The 18351-nt window shown below is 72.0% G+C and carries 15 protein-coding genes; 4 read left to right on the top strand and 11 right to left on the bottom strand.

Annotation, left to right across the window (positions count from 1 at the left end; genetic code table 11):
- Positions 1-33: 33 nt before the first annotated feature.
- Positions 34-654 (top strand): flavin reductase family protein, encoded by a 621-nt coding sequence (locus J7E86_RS27190; RefSeq protein WP_215085267.1) that lies wholly within the window; start codon positions 34-36, stop codon positions 652-654.
- A gap of 17 nt (positions 655-671) precedes the next feature.
- Here the strand turns inward: J7E86_RS27190 and J7E86_RS27185 are convergent, their stop codons facing one another.
- Both J7E86_RS27185 and J7E86_RS27180 read right to left on the bottom strand, forming a co-directional pair.
- Positions 672-1676, bottom strand: coding sequence for a hypothetical protein (locus tag J7E86_RS27185; protein WP_215085256.1), 1005 nt, complete (start codon positions 1674-1676; stop codon positions 672-674).
- A 148-nt stretch (positions 1677-1824) separates the two neighbouring features.
- Positions 1825-3192: an MFS transporter gene (locus tag J7E86_RS27180; RefSeq protein WP_215085255.1), complete on the bottom strand. Its 1368-nt coding sequence runs from the start codon at positions 3190-3192 to the stop codon at positions 1825-1827.
- Positions 3193-3317: 125 nt separating this feature from the next.
- On the opposite strand from J7E86_RS27180, the gene J7E86_RS27175 reads away from it, so the two are divergent.
- On the top strand, positions 3318-4397 hold the full coding sequence (locus J7E86_RS27175) for a GlxA family transcriptional regulator (RefSeq protein WP_215085253.1): 1080 nt from the start codon (positions 3318-3320) through the stop codon (positions 4395-4397).
- A 3-nt stretch (positions 4398-4400) separates the two neighbouring features.
- Here J7E86_RS27175 and J7E86_RS27170 read toward each other — a convergent pair whose 3' ends face one another.
- The 4 genes from J7E86_RS27170 to J7E86_RS27155 form a co-directional block, all read right to left on the bottom strand.
- Positions 4401-5480 carry a Zn-dependent alcohol dehydrogenase gene (locus J7E86_RS27170; protein ID WP_215085251.1) on the bottom strand — a complete coding sequence of 360 codons (1080 nt, stop codon included), beginning with the start codon at positions 5478-5480 and terminating at the stop codon, positions 4401-4403.
- 105 nt (positions 5481-5585) lie between these two features.
- Complete coding sequence (locus tag J7E86_RS27165) at positions 5586-7049, bottom strand: aldehyde dehydrogenase (RefSeq protein WP_215085249.1); 1464 nt, start codon at positions 7047-7049, stop codon at positions 5586-5588.
- Entirely contained in the window at positions 7046-8218 is a 1173-nt protein-coding gene (locus J7E86_RS27160; RefSeq protein WP_215085247.1) for an acyl-CoA dehydrogenase family protein, read from the bottom strand. The genes J7E86_RS27165 and J7E86_RS27160 overlap by 4 nt, the downstream gene beginning before the upstream one ends.
- A gap of 27 nt (positions 8219-8245) precedes the next feature.
- Positions 8246-9157, bottom strand: a complete 912-nt coding sequence (locus J7E86_RS27155) for an SDR family oxidoreductase (RefSeq protein WP_215085245.1) — start codon at positions 9155-9157, stop codon at positions 8246-8248.
- 144 nt (positions 9158-9301) lie between these two features.
- On the opposite strand from J7E86_RS27155, the gene J7E86_RS27150 reads away from it, so the two are divergent.
- Entirely contained in the window at positions 9302-10228 is a 927-nt protein-coding gene (locus tag J7E86_RS27150; RefSeq protein ID WP_215085243.1) for a cyclase family protein, read from the top strand.
- Between the two features lie 328 nt (positions 10229-10556).
- Here the strand turns inward: J7E86_RS27150 and J7E86_RS27145 are convergent, their stop codons facing one another.
- From J7E86_RS27145 to J7E86_RS27130, 4 genes are all read right to left on the bottom strand, one after another.
- Positions 10557-11021, bottom strand: coding sequence for an ATP-binding protein (locus J7E86_RS27145; RefSeq protein WP_215085241.1), 465 nt, complete (start codon positions 11019-11021; stop codon positions 10557-10559).
- Between the two features lie 400 nt (positions 11022-11421).
- On the bottom strand, positions 11422-12540 hold the full coding sequence (locus J7E86_RS27140) for an acyl-CoA dehydrogenase family protein (protein WP_215085239.1): 1119 nt from the start codon (positions 12538-12540) through the stop codon (positions 11422-11424).
- The gene (locus J7E86_RS27135) at positions 12540-13712 is read right to left on the bottom strand and encodes an acyl-CoA dehydrogenase family protein (RefSeq protein WP_215085237.1); all 1173 of its coding nucleotides are present in this window, start codon (positions 13710-13712) and stop codon (positions 12540-12542) included. Before J7E86_RS27135 ends, J7E86_RS27140 begins: the two co-directional genes overlap by 1 nt.
- A 7-nt stretch (positions 13713-13719) precedes the next feature.
- A complete protein-coding gene (locus J7E86_RS27130) occupies positions 13720-14919 on the bottom strand; it encodes an amidohydrolase family protein (protein WP_215085236.1) in 1200 nt (399 codons plus the stop codon).
- A 132-nt stretch (positions 14920-15051) separates the two neighbouring features.
- Between J7E86_RS27130 and J7E86_RS27125 the strand changes: the two genes are divergently transcribed.
- A complete protein-coding gene (locus tag J7E86_RS27125) occupies positions 15052-16647 on the top strand; it encodes a class I adenylate-forming enzyme family protein (RefSeq protein WP_215085235.1) in 1596 nt (531 codons plus the stop codon).
- On the opposite strand, the gene J7E86_RS27120 is transcribed toward J7E86_RS27125, so the two are convergent.
- Positions 16632-18017: a hypothetical protein gene (locus tag J7E86_RS27120; protein ID WP_215085234.1), complete on the bottom strand. Its 1386-nt coding sequence runs from the start codon at positions 18015-18017 to the stop codon at positions 16632-16634. The genes J7E86_RS27125 and J7E86_RS27120 overlap by 16 nt on opposite strands.
- Between the last annotated feature and the right edge of the window lie 334 nt (positions 18018-18351).

The following is an 18351-nucleotide window of genomic DNA, read 5'->3' as shown; positions in this document are numbered from 1 at the left end:
AGTTTCAATGGAGTCATGATGGGACACGCGGGGATGGCGGCCGCCGCCGTGCGCTACCTGCGGTCGGCCGGCTCGCCGACCTCCACGCCGGCACGACCCGTCGACCCCATGCCCCACCCCGAGCTGCGGTCCGTACGGGCCGATGAGCGGCCCCCGCCGCCACCGGACGACTTCCGGCGGGTCCTCGGTCACTTCGCCAGCGGTGTCACGGTCGTCACGGCTCCGGGCGCGGACGGGGAGCCGCCGGCAGGGTTCGCCTGCCAGTCCTTCGCCTCGCTCTCCCTCGACCCGCCACTGGTCGTCTTCATGGTGGGCCGGTCGTCCACCACCTGGCCGCGCGTCGCCCGGGCCGGCGTCTTCTGCGTCAACATCCTCGGAGCCGGTCAAGGGCCGCTGTGCCGGGCCTTCGCGGTCAGCGGTTCACGAACCGCCGACAAGTTCGCGGGGCTGCGGTACGAGCCGTCACCGGCGACCGGGTCACCCCTGCTCTCGGGCGTGCCGGCCTGGGTGGACTGCGCGATCCACGCGGTGCACACGGGCGGCGACCACCTCATCGTCGTCGGACGCGTGGAAGCCCTCGGAACGGACGAGAGCGCGGCGGAGGAGGGGCCACTGCTGTTCCATCGCGGGGCGTTCGGAACCCTCGGCTCCTGATGTGAGACCGCTTCTGGTTACTTCTTGTGCTTGACGACCTTCGTCAGCTCGTAGCGCTTGCCGGAGCCCGGCTTGCCGACCTCGTGGTAAATCCTCGGTTCCTTCTCCGTGCCGCTGACATTCCAGGTCCGGGCGAGCTCGCAGGCGTTGATGCGCAGGGTCACACCGTCGACCTTCCCGTCCTCCTTGACCGGCGTCCACTTGCCGGAGCCGTCGCAGTCCTTCGGCTTGTCCTTGCCGGTGCCGTCCCACACGTAATTGTCGAGGCCATGGGCGACCGCGACACCGTCGGAGCCCAGTTCGACCGTGCCACCGTGCCCGTCGCTCCAGGTGCCGGCCATGGCCGCCTTGCCGAGCCGGGGCGGCTCGTACACCTTCACCAGGCCCGTGCCGTAGGCGCCCGCGCCGATCGCGGCCACCGCGAGCCAGGCGAGCACCCCGTCGCGCACCACCCTGCGGGCCACGCGCGCGGGCCGGCTCTCGCGGACACGCCGGCCCGCCACGCCGGCGACGACCGTGGCGGGCAGCAGTCCGGCCGTGAGGGCGCCCCACGACGTCAAGTAGCGCAGCGGTGGTGCCAGGGAGAGGCTGCCGAGCGCCGCCACTCCCCCGAAGACCGCCACCGCCGCCGCGGACACCACCGGCACGGCGGCCAGGTTCCACCAGCGCTCGCGCCCGCCCGCGCGCCGTGCGATCCACCGCGCGAGCCCGAGTGCGGGCATCACCGCGACCGCCGTGACGAAACCGCTGACAAGTACTGCGAGAAGCGCCGCCCCGAGGAGCAGGCCGACGAGCACGACGGGGTTGTGGGGCAGTCCGTCGTGCTCGCGGGAGAGCATCACCAGGGCCACGACCGTCCCGCCGATGACGGCTTCGGCGCACAGGCCGGCCATGGACGCGCAGAAGGCGGCACCGAAGCCGTCCGTGTGCATCGCACGCTTCGGCTCCCGAGGGGTCTCCTCGGGTGCGGTGTCCGCCTCCACGTCGGCCGGCATCGCGTCCGGCTCAGCCTGCTGTGTCATAACCGCCCCTCTCTCCAAGAATGATTCCCCCAGAGGTCGAGAGGTTGCTCGCGTAAGCGGATCGACACGTTGAGTGGTTCGTGGTCCACCGCCGGCATGGATCCCGTCGGCATCGACAAGAGGTGGCGCCGCGTCGGGCGGGTACGCCTCAGGCCGCCACCGGGGAGACGGGAACGGGCCGCCTGCGGATGACGAGCGCCATGAGGGCCGCCATCGCGCACAGCGCGCCGGAGGCGTACCAGACGAGGTCGTACGAGCCGAAGACGTCCCGCGCCACGCCCCCGAGGAAGGCGACCAGGGCCGCGCCCACCTGGTGGGAGGCGAGCACCCAGCCGAAGACGATCGCGCTGTCCTCGCCGTAGTGCTCCCGGCACAGGGCGATGGTGGGCGGCACGGTGGCGACCCAGTCCAGGCCGTAGAAGACGATGAAGAAGATCATCGGCGGATGCACGGAAGGCGCCATCAACATCGGCAGGAACATCAGCGAGACGCCGCGCAGCCCGTAGTACACGGCCAGCAGGCGGCGCGCCTCGAACCGGTCGGTGAACCAGCCGGAGGCGATGGTGCCCACGACGTCGAAGACGCCGATCACCGCGAGCAGCCCGGCGGCCGCCGTGACCGGCATGCCGTGGTCGTGCGCGGCGGGCACGAAGTGGGTTTTCACCAGTCCGTTGGTGGACGCCCCGCAGATCGCGAAGGTGCCGGCCAGCAGCCAGAACGGCCCGGTGCGGGCCGCCGTGGACAGGGCCTTCAGCGCCCGCCGGGCCGCACCCGGCGCGGGCGCGGGTTTGGGGGCGTACGACTCGGCTCCGTACGCCGCGAGTCCGACGTCCGCCGGGTGGTCGCGCAGCAGCAGCCAGACCAACGGGACGACGGCGAGCGCCGCGACGGCCACGATCTCGGCGGCGGGCCGCCAGTCGTGGTGTTCGACGACCCAGGAGAGCAGCGGCAGGAAGATCAGCTGCCCGGACGCTCCCGCGGCGGTGAGGATGCCGGTGACCAGTCCGCGGCGGGCGGCGAACCACCTGTTGGTGACGGTCGCGGCGAAGGCGAGCGCCATGGAGCCGCTGCCCAGACCGACGAGCACGCCCCAGCACAGGACGAGCTGCCAGGCCGCGGTCATGAACACCGTCAGCCCCGCGCCGGTCGCGATCACGGCGAGCGCGCAGGCGACGACCTTGCGGATGCCGAAGCGGTCCATCAGAGCGGCGGCGAAGGGCGCCGTCAGCCCGTAGAGCGCGAGGTTGACGGAGACGGCGAAGCCGATGGTGCCGCGCGACCAGCCGAACTCGTTGTGCAGCGGTTCGATCAGCAGCCCGGGCAGCGAGGCGAAGCCGGCCGCGCCGATGACCGTCACGAAGGTGACGGCGGCGACGAGCCAGGCGCGATGGACGCGGGTCCGGCGCGGCGGGGACGAGGTGTCGCTGTCGGGACGAGCGGGATGTTCGGTTGTCTGGGCCACGCGGCCAGCATCGGATGAGCGAGGGGCCGGTACGAGTGGCCCGAGGGACAGCATTCGCAAGGATCGGGCCACGGCAGTGGGGAATGCATCGCTCGGGGGCAGGCTTGTCAGTCACGGGGCCGGCAGACGGCGGCGACCGCACGAGCAAGCGGTGGGACCGCGTGAGGAGACGTACGAGCATGTCGCAGGAGACGGGGATCAGGCGGACGGACCGGTATCCCGACGCACCGCCCCACCGCGTCGTCGTCCTGGCTCTGCCCGGCGTGATCCCGTTCGAGCTGAGCATCCCGTACCGAATCTTCGGCAAGGCCCTGACGTCCGCCGGAGAACCGCTGTACGAAGTGACGACCTGCGCGCTCGCCCCCGGGCCGGTCCGTACCGACGCGGACTTCACCATCACGGTGGAGCGGGGTCCGGAGGCGCTGGCGGAGGCCGACACGGTCATCGTCCCGGCCTCCTACGAGCTCGGCGGCCCGTACACCGAAGGGCGGCTCGAGGAGGACCAGGCGGCTGCGCTGAAGCGGATACGCCCCGGCACGCGCATCGTGTCGATCTGCACCGGATCGTTCGTCCTCGCGGCCGCCGGATTCCTCGACGGGCGGCCGGCGACGACGCACTGGAGCAGCACGGAGCACTTCCAGCGGCTGTACCCGTCCGTCCGGGTCGACGCCGACGTGCTGTTCATCGACGACGGCGATCTGCTGACGTCCGCCGGGGTGGCGTCCGGCATCGACCTGTGCCTGCACATCGTGCGGCGCGACCACGGTGCGGCGGTGGCCAATGAGGTGGCGCGCCGCAGCGTCGTGCCACCCCACCGCGACGGCGGCCAGGCGCAGTACATCCAGCGCCCGGTGCCCGAGCCGCAGCTCGCGACGACCACCACCGCGCGCGCGTGGGCGCTGGGCCGGCTGAACGAGCCGATCCAACTGCGGGACATGGCCGAGCAGGAGGCCATGAGCGTACGGACCTTCACGCGCCGCTTCCGTGAGGAGGTCGGCATCAGCCCGGGCCAGTGGCTGACCCAGCAGCGGGTGGAGCGGGCGCGGCATCTGCTGGAGGACACCGATCTGTCGGTGGACCACGTGGCACGGGACGCCGGTTTCGGGACGGCCGCGTCCATGCGGCAGCACCTCCAGGCGGCGCTGGGCGTCTCTCCGAGCGCCTATCGGCGTACGTTCCGGGCGACGCCGGCGGCGGGTCGGACAGAGGCGGCTAGTGCGGCAGCGGCGGCGGCGGAATCAGGAAGTCTCCGCGGCTGACGGTCAGGCGCGGCGGGTGAAGGTCAGGACGGCTCGCGCCACCCGGCCGTGGTGGGCGTCGTCGGCGGCCTTCGCGAAGTCCTCGATGGGGTAGGTCCGGGTGACGAGCTCGTCCAGCAGGAGTCGTCCCTCGCCGTACAGGCGCGCGTAGAGGCCGATGTCGTGCTGAGGCCGCGAAGAGCCGTACCGGCAGCCCAGTATCGATTTGTCGAGGTAGAGCGAGGAGACCGAGAAGGACGCCTGCGCGTCGGCGGGCGGAACACCGAGCAGGACGGCCTGGCCGTGCCGGTCGAGGAGATCGATCGCCTGCCGGACGAGTCCCGTGTCGCCGACGCACTCGAAGGCGTGGTCCGCGCCGGTGGGCAGGATCGCGCGGACGGCGGCCCGGGTACCGGGCGCCGCGGTGGCGTCGACGAAGTGCGTGGCCCCGAAGCGCCGGGCGGCCGGCTCCTTGGCGGGGTCGGTGTCGACGGCCACGATGACCGACGCCCCCGCGAGGCGTGCCCCTTGGAGGACGTTGAGGCCGATACCGCCCGCGCCGATGACGACCACCGACTCGCCGTGGCGGACCGCGGCGCGGTTGAGGACCGCGCCGACGCCGGTCAGGACGGCGCAGCCGATCACGGCTGCCGAGGTCAGGGGCAGCTCCGCGGGGATCCTGACCGCTTGGACGGCCTTGACGACGGTGCGTTCGGCGAAGGCGGAGTTCGACGCGAACTGGTGGAGCCGGACGCCGCGCCGGGAGAACGGGCGCCCCGGCCGTCCGATCGACGTGCGGCACATGGTCGGGCGGCCGCGGTCGCACTCGCCGCACGTGCCGCAGGAGGCCAGGGTGGAAAGGGCGACGTGATCGCCCGGCGTGACGTGCGCGACGCCGGGGCCGACCGCCTCGACCACGCCGGCGCCCTCGTGGCCGAGGACGACCGGGAGGGGGTACGGAATGGTCCCGTCCACGACCGAGAGGTCGCTGTGGCAGAGCCCGGCGGCGGCCACGGCGACGAGGACCTCCCCCGGTCCCGGCTCACGCACCTCCAGGTCGTCGACGACGTGGGTGCGGTCGCCGTCGAAGATGACGCCTCGCATGGTGGTGTCCTCTCGGCCGGAACGGGCGGGGCGGGTGGTGGGGCAGTCGGGGTGGGTTGGGATGGGGCAGTCGGGCTGAGCGGGGCTGGAGGGGCGGGTGCACGGTCAGGAGGTCCAGACGACCGACTGGAGTTCGCTGTAGGCGTGCAGCGCGAAGGATCCGCCGTCGCGGCCGATGCCGCTCTCCTTGAATCCGCCGAAGGGGGTGTCCGGGTGCCGCTGAGCGGTGTTGATGCCGACGTTGCCGCTGCGCAGACGCGCGGCGAGGGCCCAGGCCCGGGCGCTATCGGCGCTGAAGACGTAGTCGTGAAGGCCGTACGAGGTGCCGTTCGCGATGCGGACGGCCTCGTCCTCGTCCTCGAAGGCGATCGCGACCACGACGGGCCCGAACAACTCCTCGCGGGCGACGGTCATGTCGGGGCGCGCATCGACGATGAGGGTGGGCGCGGCATAGAAGCCGGGTGCGATGTCGGGCCGGGCGCCGCCGGCGGCGATCCGGGCACCCTGCGCACGGGCTTCGGCGATGTACGCCTCGACGCGATCGCGTTGGGCGGCGGAGATCAGCGGACCGACGATCGTGGAGTTATCCACAGGGTCCCCGATCGTCAGTCGCCCGGCGTAGTGTGTGAGCGCGGTGACGACCTTCTCGTACAGCGATCGATGGACGAGCACCCGGGTCGGCGCCGTGCAGATCTGCCCGCTGTGGAATGACCATACCGAACCGACCGCCCCGACAGCCGACTTGAGCGCCTTTTCGTCGGCGTCCCCCAGGACGATGGCCGCACCTTTGCCGCCCAGTTCCATCAAGGTGCGCTTCATCGACCTCCCCGCGGACTCGGCGATCTTCTTTCCCACGGCGGTGGACCCGGTGAAGCTGACCATGTCGATGCCGGGGTGCGACACGAGCGCTTCGCCGGCGGCGGAGCCCGTTCCGGTGATGACGTTGAAGACACCGTCCGGGAGGCCGGCCTCCCGAAGGAGCGGACCGAGTTCGAGGCAGCTGAGGGGGTCCTGCGGCGCCGGCTTGGCGACGACCGCGTTCCCCATGGCCAGGGCGGGCGCGACCTTGCCCGCGAGATTGACGACCGGGAAGTTGTAGGAGGTGATGCAGCCGACGACGCCTACGGGGCGCCGGACCGCCGCGGCGCCGATCAGGCCGCCGGGGGCGAGCGGGCCGTCCGCGACGGGGCAGGGAGCGAGCGGGACGACGGCCGGCTCGACCGCTCCCCGCGCGTACCGGCGGAAGCGGTCCGCCGCCACGGGCACCTGCAGGGCGGAGGTGACGCGTGTCGTCGCTCCCGTCTCCGCTTGGAGGAGGCGTGCGAGTTCTTCTCCGCGTTCAGTGATCAGATCCGCTACCCGGTCCAGCACCGCGGCGCGCTCGCGCGGCGGTGTGCGGGACCAGCCGTCCTGAGCGGCCCGCGCGGCGGTCACGGCTCGGGCGACTTCGGCGGGAGTCGCCTCCGGGGCCTCCCCGACGACCTTCTCGGTCGCCGGATTGACAACTGGATAGTGCCCTTTTTCCGGCGTGTGCCAGGAGCCGTCGATCCAGTGGCCGTACGAGGTCATGGGCGCGGCTCCTTGGGCAGGCCGAGTACGCGCTCGGCGATGACGGTGCGCTGGATCTCGTCCGAGCCGCCGTAGATGGTGTCGGCGCGCGAGAAGAGGAACTGGCGCTGTTCGGCGTCCAGTTCGTAGGGCCGGCCGGGGCTCCAGTCGTACGGGCCCAGGGTGGCGGCCCGGCCCCGGACCTGCATGGCCAGTTCGCCGAGACGCTGGTGCCAGCGGCCCCACAGCAGCTTGGCGGCGCTGGGTGCTCCCGCGTCGCGGGCCTCGCCGAGGGTCCGCAGGGCGTTCCAGCGCATGGTGCGCAGCTCCGCCCATTGCCGTACGAGCCGGTCGCGCGTCACCGGTTCCGCTGCGGCTCCCGTTTCCAGGGCGAGTCGGATCACGTGGGTCAGCTCGGCGGCGAAGCCGATCTGCTGGGCGAGGGTGGACACGCCGCGTTCCCGCCCGAGGAGGTCCATCGCGACCCGCCAGCCGTTGCCCTCGCCGCCGACGAGGTGGTCGGCGTGGGCATCGGCCCCGTCGAAGAAGACCTCATTGAAGTCGGCGTCCCCGGACATCTGCCGGATCGGCCGGACCTCGATCCGGCCTGGCTGGTCCATCGGCACGAGCAGGAAGGAGAGTCCGTGGTGCCGGTGCGACCCTTCGGTGGTGCGGGCCAGCAGGAAGCACCAGTCGGCCTCGTGGGCGTGGGAGGTCCAGATCTTCTGTCCGGTGATCCGGTAGCCGCCGCCCGCGCCGGTCCGGACGGCGGCGGTGCGCAGGGAAGCGAGGTCGGATCCCGCTCCTGGTTCGCTGTAGCCCTGGCACCACAATTCCTCGCCGCGGGCGATGGCGGGGAGGAAACGGCGGCGCTGGTTGGCGTCGCCGTGGGCGAGAAGGGTCGGAGCGAGGAGGTTCTCGCCCATGTGGCCGAGACGAGCGGGGGCCTGGGCGCGGGCGTATTCCTCGGCCCACACGACCTGACCCGCCAGGGTCGCGGCGCGGTTGCCGTAGGTCCCGTGGGTGCGGTCCCAGCCGAGGCCGATCCAGCCGTCGGCGCCGAGCCGGCGCTCCCAGGCGCGGCGGCCGGGGGCGGAGTCCGCGGCGCGGTGCGCGGTGAGGTTCTCGGCGAGCCAGGCACGCGCTTCCCGTCGGAATGCCTCGTCCTCCGGCCCGAATGCGAAGTCCACGCTCTCTCCTCGTCAGGTTCGGGGCCTTCAGGCGTTGGGGCGTTCCTTGGCGGCGGCCGCCTTGGCCATGGCTTCCAGCCGGGTGAGCAGCGGCATGGGGTCGGTGCCGACGGTGCCCGGGAGGAAGTCGGCGATCTTCTCGGGGGTCCAGCCGCCTTCCGCGTAGGCCGCGCGCAGTTCGCGCGGCTGGGCCCAGACGGCGAGCTTGGGGCCGGCCACGGTGTAGACCTGCCCGGTGATGCCCTCGCCCCTGGCCCGGTCGCTCAGCAGGTAGACGACCAGGGCGGCGACGTCCTGCGGATCGCCGATCTCCGTCAGCTCCATCGGTACGTTGGCCGACATGCGGGTGCGGGCCACGGGGGCGACGCAGTTGGCGGTGACTCCGTATTTGCCGAGTCCGAGGGCGGCGCTGCGGACGAGGGAGATGATGCCGCCCTTGGCGGCGGAGTAGTTCGCCTGGGCCACGCTGCCCTGGTGGTTGCCGCTGGTGAAGCCGATGAGGGTGCCGGACCCCTGGCGGCGCATGGCGGCGGACGCGGCGCGGAAGACGGTGAAGGTGCCCTTCAGGTGGGTGGCGATGACCGGGTCCCACTCCTCCTCGGTCATGTTGAACAGCATCCGTTCCCGCAGGATGCCGGCGGCGCAGACGACGCCGTCGAGCCGCCCGTACCGGTCCAGGGCCGTATCGACGATCCGCAGGCCGCCGGTCATGGTCGACACGTCGTCCGCGAGGGCGACGGCCTCGCCGCCGGCCGCCTCGATCTCCTTGACGACGGCCGTGGCGATGTCGCTGGTGGGTGTGCCGCCGTCGATGGCCACGCCGTAGTCGTTGACGACGACTCTCGCGCCCTCGGCCGCGCAGGCCAGGGCCACGGCCCGGCCGATGCCACGGCCGGCGCCGGTGACGGCGACCACCTTGCCGGTCAGGAAGTTCCCCATGGGCGCCCCTCTCCGGGCATCCGGCGGACACGTCGCGGAAATCTCGCCGGACACGTCGCGGAGTTTCTGACGGACCGTTAGATTTTTGAGCAGAGCGGGCGCGGGCACAAGACCCGCACACGACCCGATCCACGGAGGGATCCCATGGCACTGCCGCAGGAGTTCCACGACATCGCCAAGCGAGTGAACAACTGGGGGCGGTGGGGCGAGGCCGATGAGATCGGCACGCTCAACCTCATCACGGACACGGTCGTCCGCGACGCCGCCTCGACGGTACGGACGGGCCGCCGCATCCCCTTGGCCCTGCCGCTGCGGCAGGACGGGGTGCAGACCGGGCTGATCCCCGGCCGGATCAATCCGCTGCACACCATGGTCGCGATCAACGCGGAGATGTTCGGGGCCGGCACCGTCGCCACGAGCGACGACATCGTGACGATGGGCCTGCAGGCGGCCACCCACTGGGACGGATTGCCGCACGTCTCGCACAGCGGGAGGATCTACAACGGCCGCCCGGCCGCGTCGATCACCGCCCACGAAGGGGCGACCCGCAACGGAATCGAGAACGCCCGGGACGTCGTCTCCCGAGGTGTCCTGCTCGACGTGGCCCGCGCGCGGGGCGTCGAACGGCTGGACGCCGGCCACGCCGTCACCCCCGAGGATCTCGACAGGGCGGAGGAAATGGCCGGAGTGACGGTTCGCGCGGGCGACATCGTGCTCGTACGGACGGGGCAGATGCGGCTGTATCTGGCGGGCGAGAAGCAGGCGTACAGCTATCCGTCGCCCGGGCTGTCGATCCGCACACCCGAGTGGTTCCACGCGCGCGATGTCGCCGCGGTCGCCAACGACACGCTCACCTTCGAGATCTTCCCGCCGGAGATCTCCGACCTCTGGCTTCCGGTGCACGCTCTGCATCTGGTCGAGATGGGGATGCTCCAGGGCCAGAACTGGAACCTTGAAGAGCTGTCGAATGCCTGCGCGGGGGAACGGCGTTACGCATTCCTGCTGGCCGCCACACCGGAGCCGTTTGTCGGCGGCGCGGGTTCCCCGGTCGCACCGGTCGCGGTCCTCTGAGAGGCGATCCCACCCGGACGGCCCATCGCGCGGCGACCCTCGCGTGCGCACCCGACCGACGGGGCACGACCGACCCACCCGACTCACCGACTCCACCGGCCCATGAAGGACGGGCGGGCGGCGACGCGCCGATGCGCACCCCGAGCACGGCACCGCACGTCGCCGCCAGCTCCGGCGCCGAAGCCCTGTACGCGCCGGATCGCGACCCGCACTCGCCAAGGCAGCCCAGTACGCAACGGGCCTCTCGACGTCCCCTCGCAACGAATCGCTGCGTCCAAGGGTGATCACGTGGACACTTCACGTCAACACCTGGTCTGGACTTTGTCGACTAAGCCCTATTTGTCACGGCGCGCGGCGACTCGAAGGCGCCGACCCAGGAAGCGGCCCTGCGGTCGACCTCGCACCAGATGCGCTTGCCGTTGCCTTCCGCCTGCCAGCCCCAGCGGTCGGCGAGGCCGTCCACCAGCTCCAGCCCCCTGCCACCGGTGTCATCGCCCTCCGCACGCCGTCGGCGGGGCGGGCGGGAGCTGATGTCGGCGACCTCGACACGGACGGTGCCGGAGCGGGCCTCGGCGGGGCCGGCGTCCGGGAAGAGCATGCGCAGCACGGCAGGGCAGCCGGTGTGCACCACGGCGTTGGTGACGAGTTCCGAGATCAACAGGATCAGCGTCTCGGCCAGGGGCTCGTCGACGCCTATCCCGGAACCGGCCAGCCGCGACCTCGCCCACTTGCGGGCCCGCCCCACCTCCGCGGGGTCGGCCCGGACCTCCATCTGCATCTGAAGCACCTGCACCGCTCACACCATCCGAACCGGCGGACACAACGCCTCGCGTCTCCGAGGGATCACGGAACGTGATCCCCTTCCAAGACAGCATGGTTGACGCTCAGTCACCTCAACAAGCGCTTCAGGCATATTCCGGCGCAAAGGAGTATGCGTACTGCATACTGTGCGACGCGCGCTGCGGAGACTCGAACATCGAGGGACTACGGGCCCCGTTCCGATACGAGCGTCAGAAATTTCCCCGTCCGACATCGCCACATGGGCAACGTCCGACCCTCTGCGCCTCTGAACCACTCGCATCCTAGGGAGAGTACCGGAGGGCGGGCCCGACTCCAGCCTGTGATGAGTAACGCCCAGGACACAGCCTGATATCGACGGCCTGTGATCGGTTATGTATGACATGACCGGCATTTCACCCATGCCGATTACGGCGTGACATTTTCTCCATCCGGCCTTCATCCAAAACATCGGGCGGAACTTCCGACTCTCCGCTCATGAGCAGGTTGTTCGCCAGGAATTCCTCCGCTTCGGCGGCCCCGAGCCACTGACCGGTCCGTATCCAGGCGCGTTTGAGATGCAGGTGCACATCCGCCGCCCAGGTGAAGCCAAGACCACCGTGCACTTGCAGACAGTCACGGGCATTGCCCACAGCAGCACTGTCCGCGAGCAGCTTCGCGCCGGCGATATCGGCCGGGTCCGCGGTGAGCGAGGCGGCGTAGACGCTCACGCGAGCGATCTCCAGGCGTATGTGCATGTCCGCGCAGAGATGTTGGACGGATTGGAACGCGCCGATCGGCCGGCCGAACTGCGTGCGGTGCCGGGCATGGGTGACGGCCATCTCGACGGTGCGCCGGGCGCTGCCGAGTTGCTGCGCGGCGGTCAGCAAAGCGGCCTCGTGGCGCAGCCGAACGGTGTCGGTCGTCACGTCGGCGGCATCGGTCGTGACGTCGACGAAGCCGGTAGTCCCATCGATGTCGCCGGTCGCCGCGTCGGGCGCGACCGGCACCAAAGACGCTGGAAGCCGCCCGACATGGTGCAGGGGCGTTGCCGGATCGACGGACCGGAGGGGGCTCGCCCCCAGCACGCCGGGGGCCTTGCCCGGTCCGGTCTCGACCAGGCGTGCCGTCGCGCCGTCGAGCAGCAGCACGGCGTCCGCCGACACGAGGTGCTCGACCGGGCCGGGCCGGTCCACGGCCGTGACGATCCGGGCGCCGTCGGCGGCACCGGGCAGCAGGCCCGCGGCGAGGTGGGTGGCGACCAGCGGGCCCGGCAGCAGGGCGCACCCGGCCTCCTCGAAGAGGAGCACGGCCTCGGGCAGCCCGAGGCCCACTCCGCCGTGCTCCTCCGGCAGCCGCAGCGCGAAGAGGCCGGCGTGCCCCAGCTCCCGCCACAGCTCCCGGCCAGGGCCCTCGGCGGCCTCCGGGCCGCCGTCGACGAGGGCCCGCAGGCGCTCGCGCGGGAACCGCGCCGCCAAGAGGTCGCGCATGCCCGCCTGGAGCGCGCGCTGGTCGTCGGTCGGCCGGAAATCCATCAACACCGTCCCTTGGGCAGGCCGAGGAGCCGCTCGGCGACGATGTTCCGCTGGATCTGGGATGTGCCGGCGGCGATCGTGTAAGAGAGCGAGGAGAGGCGGCCCTCGGTCCACTCATGGCCGGTGTCGAGGGATTGCGGCCCCAGGACCTCGGCCGCCGCCTCGTACAGCTCCTGGCGCGCTGTGGAGTAGCGCAGCTTGAAGACGGAGCCCGCGGTGCCCGGCACACCGTCCCGTCCGCCGCGCGCGGCGTGCTCGGCCTCGCTCACGTTCCACTGCGTCAGCCTCCACAGCGCGCCGAACTCGGCGTGCAGCCGTCCCAGCCTGCGGCGCAGCACGGCGTCGTCCCATCGGCCGTTGGCGCGTGCCGCCCGCGCGAGACGGGTCAGGGTGCGGCGACAGGCCACGACCTCCCCCACGAAGGCCGTGCCGCGCTCGAAGGAGAGGGTGACCATGGTGACGCGCCAGCCGTCGTTCTCGGCGCCGAGCCGGTGGTCCACGGGGATGCGTACCTCGTCGAGGAACACCTCGGCGAACTCCGTCGACCCGGCGAGGGTCCGCAGGGGCCGCACGGTCACCCCGGGGGTGTCCATGGCCAGGGCGAGCCAGGAGATGCCCCGGTGGCGGGGGGCAGCGGGGTCGGTACGGACGAGCAGTTCGCACCAGTCGGCGACCTCGGCGTGCGAGGTCCACAGCTTGCTGCCGGTGACGACGTAGGAGTCGCCGTCGCGAACGGCGCGGGTGTGCAGGGCGGCGAGGTCGGAGCCGGCCTCGGGCTCCGAGAAGCCCTGGCACCAGACCTCCTCGCCGCGCAGGATCGGCGGCAGCCAGCGCGCCCGCTGCTCGGCGGTTCCTTCCGCCGCGATGGTGGGACCGGCGTGGAGCAGGCCGACGAAATTGGCGCCCACATAGGGCGCGCCGGCCCGTTCGGTCTCCTCCAGGAAGATCAGGTGCCGGGTGGGCCCGGCGCCCTGGCCGCCGGCGTCGGTGGGCCAGTGCAGCCCGGCGTAGCCGGCGTCGTGGAGGGCGCGTTGCCAGGAGAGGTCGTAGGAGCGGCGGGCGGGCCAGTCCGTGGCGGGCGGCGCGGGGGGAAGTCCCGGCAGTGTTCTCCTCAGCCAGGAACGGAGTTGTCGCCGGAATTCCTCATCGGCTTCCGTGGTGAGGAGGTCCATCGGGCGCTCACACGCCGGTCCGGTCGAGGTCCAGGCCGAGCATGCGGATCGCGTTGCCGCGCATCAATTTGTGGACCGTTTCGTCGTCCAGGCCCCGCACATGGTCCAGCGCGACGTCCTTGGTGTGGGGGAAGGTCGAGTCGACATGGGGATAGTCGGTTTCGAAGGTGGCGTTGTCGCGTCCGACGGCGTCGAGCGAGGCGACTCCGTGTTTGTCGCGGAAGAAGCAGCAGAAGATCTGCCGGTAGTAGTACGTGGAGGGTGGTTCGGGGATCAGGTCGCGCACTCCGCCCCAGGCCCGGTGTTCCCTCCATACGTCGTCGGCGCGCTCCAGGGCATAGGGAATCCATCCCATCTGACCCTCGCTGTAGGCGAGTTTGAGGCGCGGGAATTTCACGAGCACGCCGCTGAAGAGGAAGTCGGCCATCGACGCCATGGCGTTGTTGAACGAGAGCGTGGCTTGTACGGCGACGGGTGCGTCCGGGGAGGCGGCGGGCATTTGCGAGGACGAGCCGATGTGCATGTTGACGACGGTTCCCGTCTCCTGGCAGGCGGCGAAGAACGGGTCCCAGTAGCCGGAGTGGATGCTGGGCAGGCCCAGGTGGGTGGGGATCTCGCTGAAGGTCACGGCCCGTACGCCGCGGGCGGCGTTGCGCCCGATCTCGGCGACGGCGAGATCGATGTCCCACAGAGGGATGAGGCACAGCGGAATCAGGCGTCCGCCACTGTCGCCGCACCACTCCTCGACCATCCAGTCGTTGTAGGCCCGTACGCACGCCAGGGCCACGTCCTTGTCGTGGGCCTCGGCGAAGGTCTGGCCGCAGAAGCGCGGGAAGGTGGGGAAGCACAGGGACGCCTCGACGTGGTTGAGGTCCATGTCCTTCAGCCGTTCCGCCGGGTCCCAGCAGCCGGGCCGCATCTCGGCGCGAGTGATGCCCTCCAGGGTCATGTCGTCGCGGTCGAAGCCGACGGCGGCGATGTTGCGCTTGTACGGGAAGGCGAGGTCCTCGTAGACCCACCAGTCGACGGGTGGCCCCTCGGGATCCATGGTCATGGTGTATTTGCCGGCCACATAGGCGAGTTCACCGATCCCGGTGGTGAGGGAGCGCGGCCCGCGGTCGCGGTAGCGGGCGGGGAGCCAGGCGTCGAAGAGGTGGGCGGGCTCGATCACGTGGTCGTCGACGCTGACGATGCGCGGCAGTTCCATCGGGACCCCTCTCGAACCTAACTGACGGTGCGTCAGACATGAGGCTAGCCCCCACCCCCTGGACCGACAAGGCACGACGCCCTACGCTTCCCGCCACGCCTGCCGCCCAGTAAGTCGACGCGGGGAGCTTCCATGACCGGTACCGCCGACCTGGCCGCCTCCCGCACCCTCTGGGAGCTGCTGGAGGGCCGCGTGGGCCGCACTCCCGGCGCCCTCGCCCTCATCCAGGCCGACGACCCCGGTCCCACCGGCGCCGACCGGAGCGTCACCTACGGCGCGCTGCGGGACCGGGCGGAGCGCGTTGCGGCGGGGCTGTACGGGCTCGGGGTGCGGCCGGGCAGCCGGGTGGCCTGGCAGCTGCCCACCCGCATCGAGACGGTCGTCCTGACCTTCGCCCTGGCCCGCCTCGGCGCCACACAAAGCCCGCTCATCCCCTTCCACCGCGACCGGGAGGTCGGCCACGCGCTCCGCGCCACGGAGGCCGGGTTCCTCGCGGTGCCCGGCGTGTGGCGGGGCTTCGACCACCGCGTGATGGCCTGCCGGCTCGCCCTCGCCCTGCCCTCACCGCCGCTGGTGTTCACGGCCTACGACACGCTCCCGGAAGGCGACCCGGCGATCCTCCCGCCACCACCGGCCGACGGCACCTCCGTCCGCTGGATCTACTGGACGTCCGGCACCACCTCCGACCCCAAGGGCGTCCTGCACACGGACCGGAGCCTCATCGCCGCCGGCACCTCCCTCGCCCGCGCCCTGCGCCCGGCCCCGGACGACGTCGGCTCCATGGCCTTTCCCTACGCCCATGTCGCAGGCCCCGACTACACCGTCATGCTGCTGCTGTGCGGTTTCCCGTGCCTGCTCCTGGAGCACTTCGCACTCCCCGGCTCGCTCGGCGCCTACCGCCGCCACGGCGTGACCATCGCGGGCGGCTCCACCGCCTTCTACTCGATGTTCCTCACCGAGCAGCGCAAGGAACCCACCCGCGCGATCGTTCCCACCCTCCGCCTGATGGCCGGCGGCGGCGCGCCCAAGCCGCCCGAGCTCTACCACCAGGTCGTCGGCGAACTGGGCTGCCGGCTCACCCACGGCTACGGCATGACCGAAGCCCCGATGATCACCATGGGCGACCCGGACGACACCACCCGGCACCTGGCCACCACGGAGGGCCGGCCGCCCGACGGGATGCGGATCCGCGTGGTCGACGCGGACGGCGAGCCCGTACCGCCCGGCACGGACGGCCACGTACGGCTGCGCGGCGAAGCCGTCTGCCGCGGCTACCTCGACCCCGCGCAGACCGCCGAAGCGTTCGACACGGACGGCTTCCTCATCACCGGCGACCTCGGCCACCTCACCACCGACGGCCATCTCGTGCTCACCGGACGCGCCAAGGACGTCATCATCCGCAAGGGCGAGAACGTCTCCGCCCCGGAGATCGAGCACCTCCTACGGGGCCACCCCGCCGTCGAGGACGTCGCCGTCATCGGCCTGCCGGACCCCACGCGCGGCGAACGCGTCTGCGCGGTCGTCCAGCAGCCCGCAGGTGCCGCGCCGCTCACCCTCGGCGGCCTCGCGTCCTACCTCCGCGACGGCGGCCTGGCCGTGCACAAGATCCCCGAACAGCTGGAGCTGGTCGAGGCACTGCCGCGCGACAACACGCTGCGCAAGGTCCTCAAGCACGAGCTGCGCGAGCGCTACACCGACGGACCGGGGACGGATCAGCCCGCCCGGTAGGTGGCCGTGGCCTGGTCGAAGTAGCCGTCCACCGAGCGCTGTTCGTTCATCGGGCCGATGACCTGGAGCACGTGGTAGCTGCCGTCCAGGATCATCGCGGAGTTGCGCACGTAGACCTGGCGGCCACTGCTGTCGTTCCAGTTGAAGGTGCCCTCCGCCGACGCCGTCCGGCCGACGCCGTCGCGGCGCAGCCCGGAGGCGGCCGACCAGGAGGAGGAGCGGTAGGCCTCCAGCTCGGGCTCCTTGTTCTGCTGGTAGGCCATCGGATCCCCGCCGAAGCCCGCCACCTTGTCCCGGCCCGGCACGACGATCAGCTGGAAGTCACCGTCGGCGTAGACGACCTGGCCGCGGTCGTTCGCGCCGCGGCGCTGCCAGTCCTTGTCGACCGCCACGGTGAACCCCTTGGGGTCCTGCCGCAGGGAGAAGCCCTCCGCGACCCCGCCCGGCTCGGCCGCCGCACCCGGGGAGGGTGAGGACCGGGACAGCTGGGACTGCCGGGCGGCCTGGGGAGAACCGGAGGATACCGACCGCGCCGTCCCTCCCGTCGGGGCCGCGCTCATCACACCGGCCGCGCCCGTACGGTCCGCGGGCGCCCGCCCGGCGCTGTCGTCCGCGCCCGGCATGAACAGCACCGCGTACAGCACCGCGCCGATCAGCACGAGCAGTATCAGCCCGAGCAGCACCCGGCCGAGGCCACGGGAGGTGCGCCGGGTGGGCACGCGCTGCTCCTGGAGGTGCCCCGTCGCGGGGGTTCGGGGGCGCGGCCGCTCCTGCTCCTTGACGGTCTTCTTGTGCCGGCCGTGCGCGGTGGCCGCCGCCGGGTCCGCGGCGGTGGCCTGGCGGCCGCGTCTGCGGCGCACGAGTTCGCCCTTGCGCCGGACGATGGGCAGCCGGTGCTGGTCGGCGGGCCCGCCCGGCCCGATCGAGGGCACGGTGACCGCGCGGCTGCCGAGGTCCGGTTCCGGCGCCGACCGGATCAGGGACCGCAGCCACCCCCGGAGCTCCCCGAACTCCGGGCGCTCGGCCGGGTCCTTGCGCATCAGCGACTCGACGACGGGCCGCAGCGCGCCGCACTCCTCCGCGAACGCGGGCGGCTCGGCGCACACGAGCCGTACCAGCTCGGCGGTGCTCTCCTCCGGGTACGGGGCGTGCCCCTGCACGACGCGGAAGAGCAGGGCGCCCAGCGCCCAGAGGTCGGCGGCGGGGCCGACGGGAGGTGCCAGCTGCCAGCTCTCCTGCACCGGCCACGCCTGCTCCGGCGCCCAGCGCTCGGTGACGGGCCCGACCACGACCAGCCGGGCCTGCCGCGCCCGTTCGGCGGCGAGGGCGCTCGTGGGCTGTCCGCCACCGTCCCACCCGGCGGCGGGCACCGGGACCTCACCGGCGTACGGGCCGGAGCCGGACCGGTCTCCCGCGTCCCCCGCCGAAAGCTCCTCCGACGACGGCGACGGGGACGGCGACGGGGACGGGTATGGCCCAGTGGGGTGAGCCTCCGAAGCCGCATCGGGCGGTGGCGTCTTCTGCCCGGGTACGGCCCCGGGTGCCCCACCTGGCCGGGTGAGGGAGGGACGGCCGGAGGACGTGCCGTGCGGGAGGGAGTCGGCGGTCCCGGGCGCGGGTGCGGGGGCGGTGCCGCTGGCGGCGCTGCCACCGCCCCAGGTGGACGCGCCGGTGGAGGTGGGCGGCGCGCCCTCCGCCGCGGCG

The sequence above is a fragment of the Streptomyces sp. ISL-11 genome (assembly GCF_018614525.1).
Lineage (GTDB): Bacteria > Actinomycetota > Actinomycetes > Streptomycetales > Streptomycetaceae > Streptomyces.
Note: the sequence above shows the minus strand (reverse complement) of the source record. Positions and strands in the feature narration are given on the sequence as shown.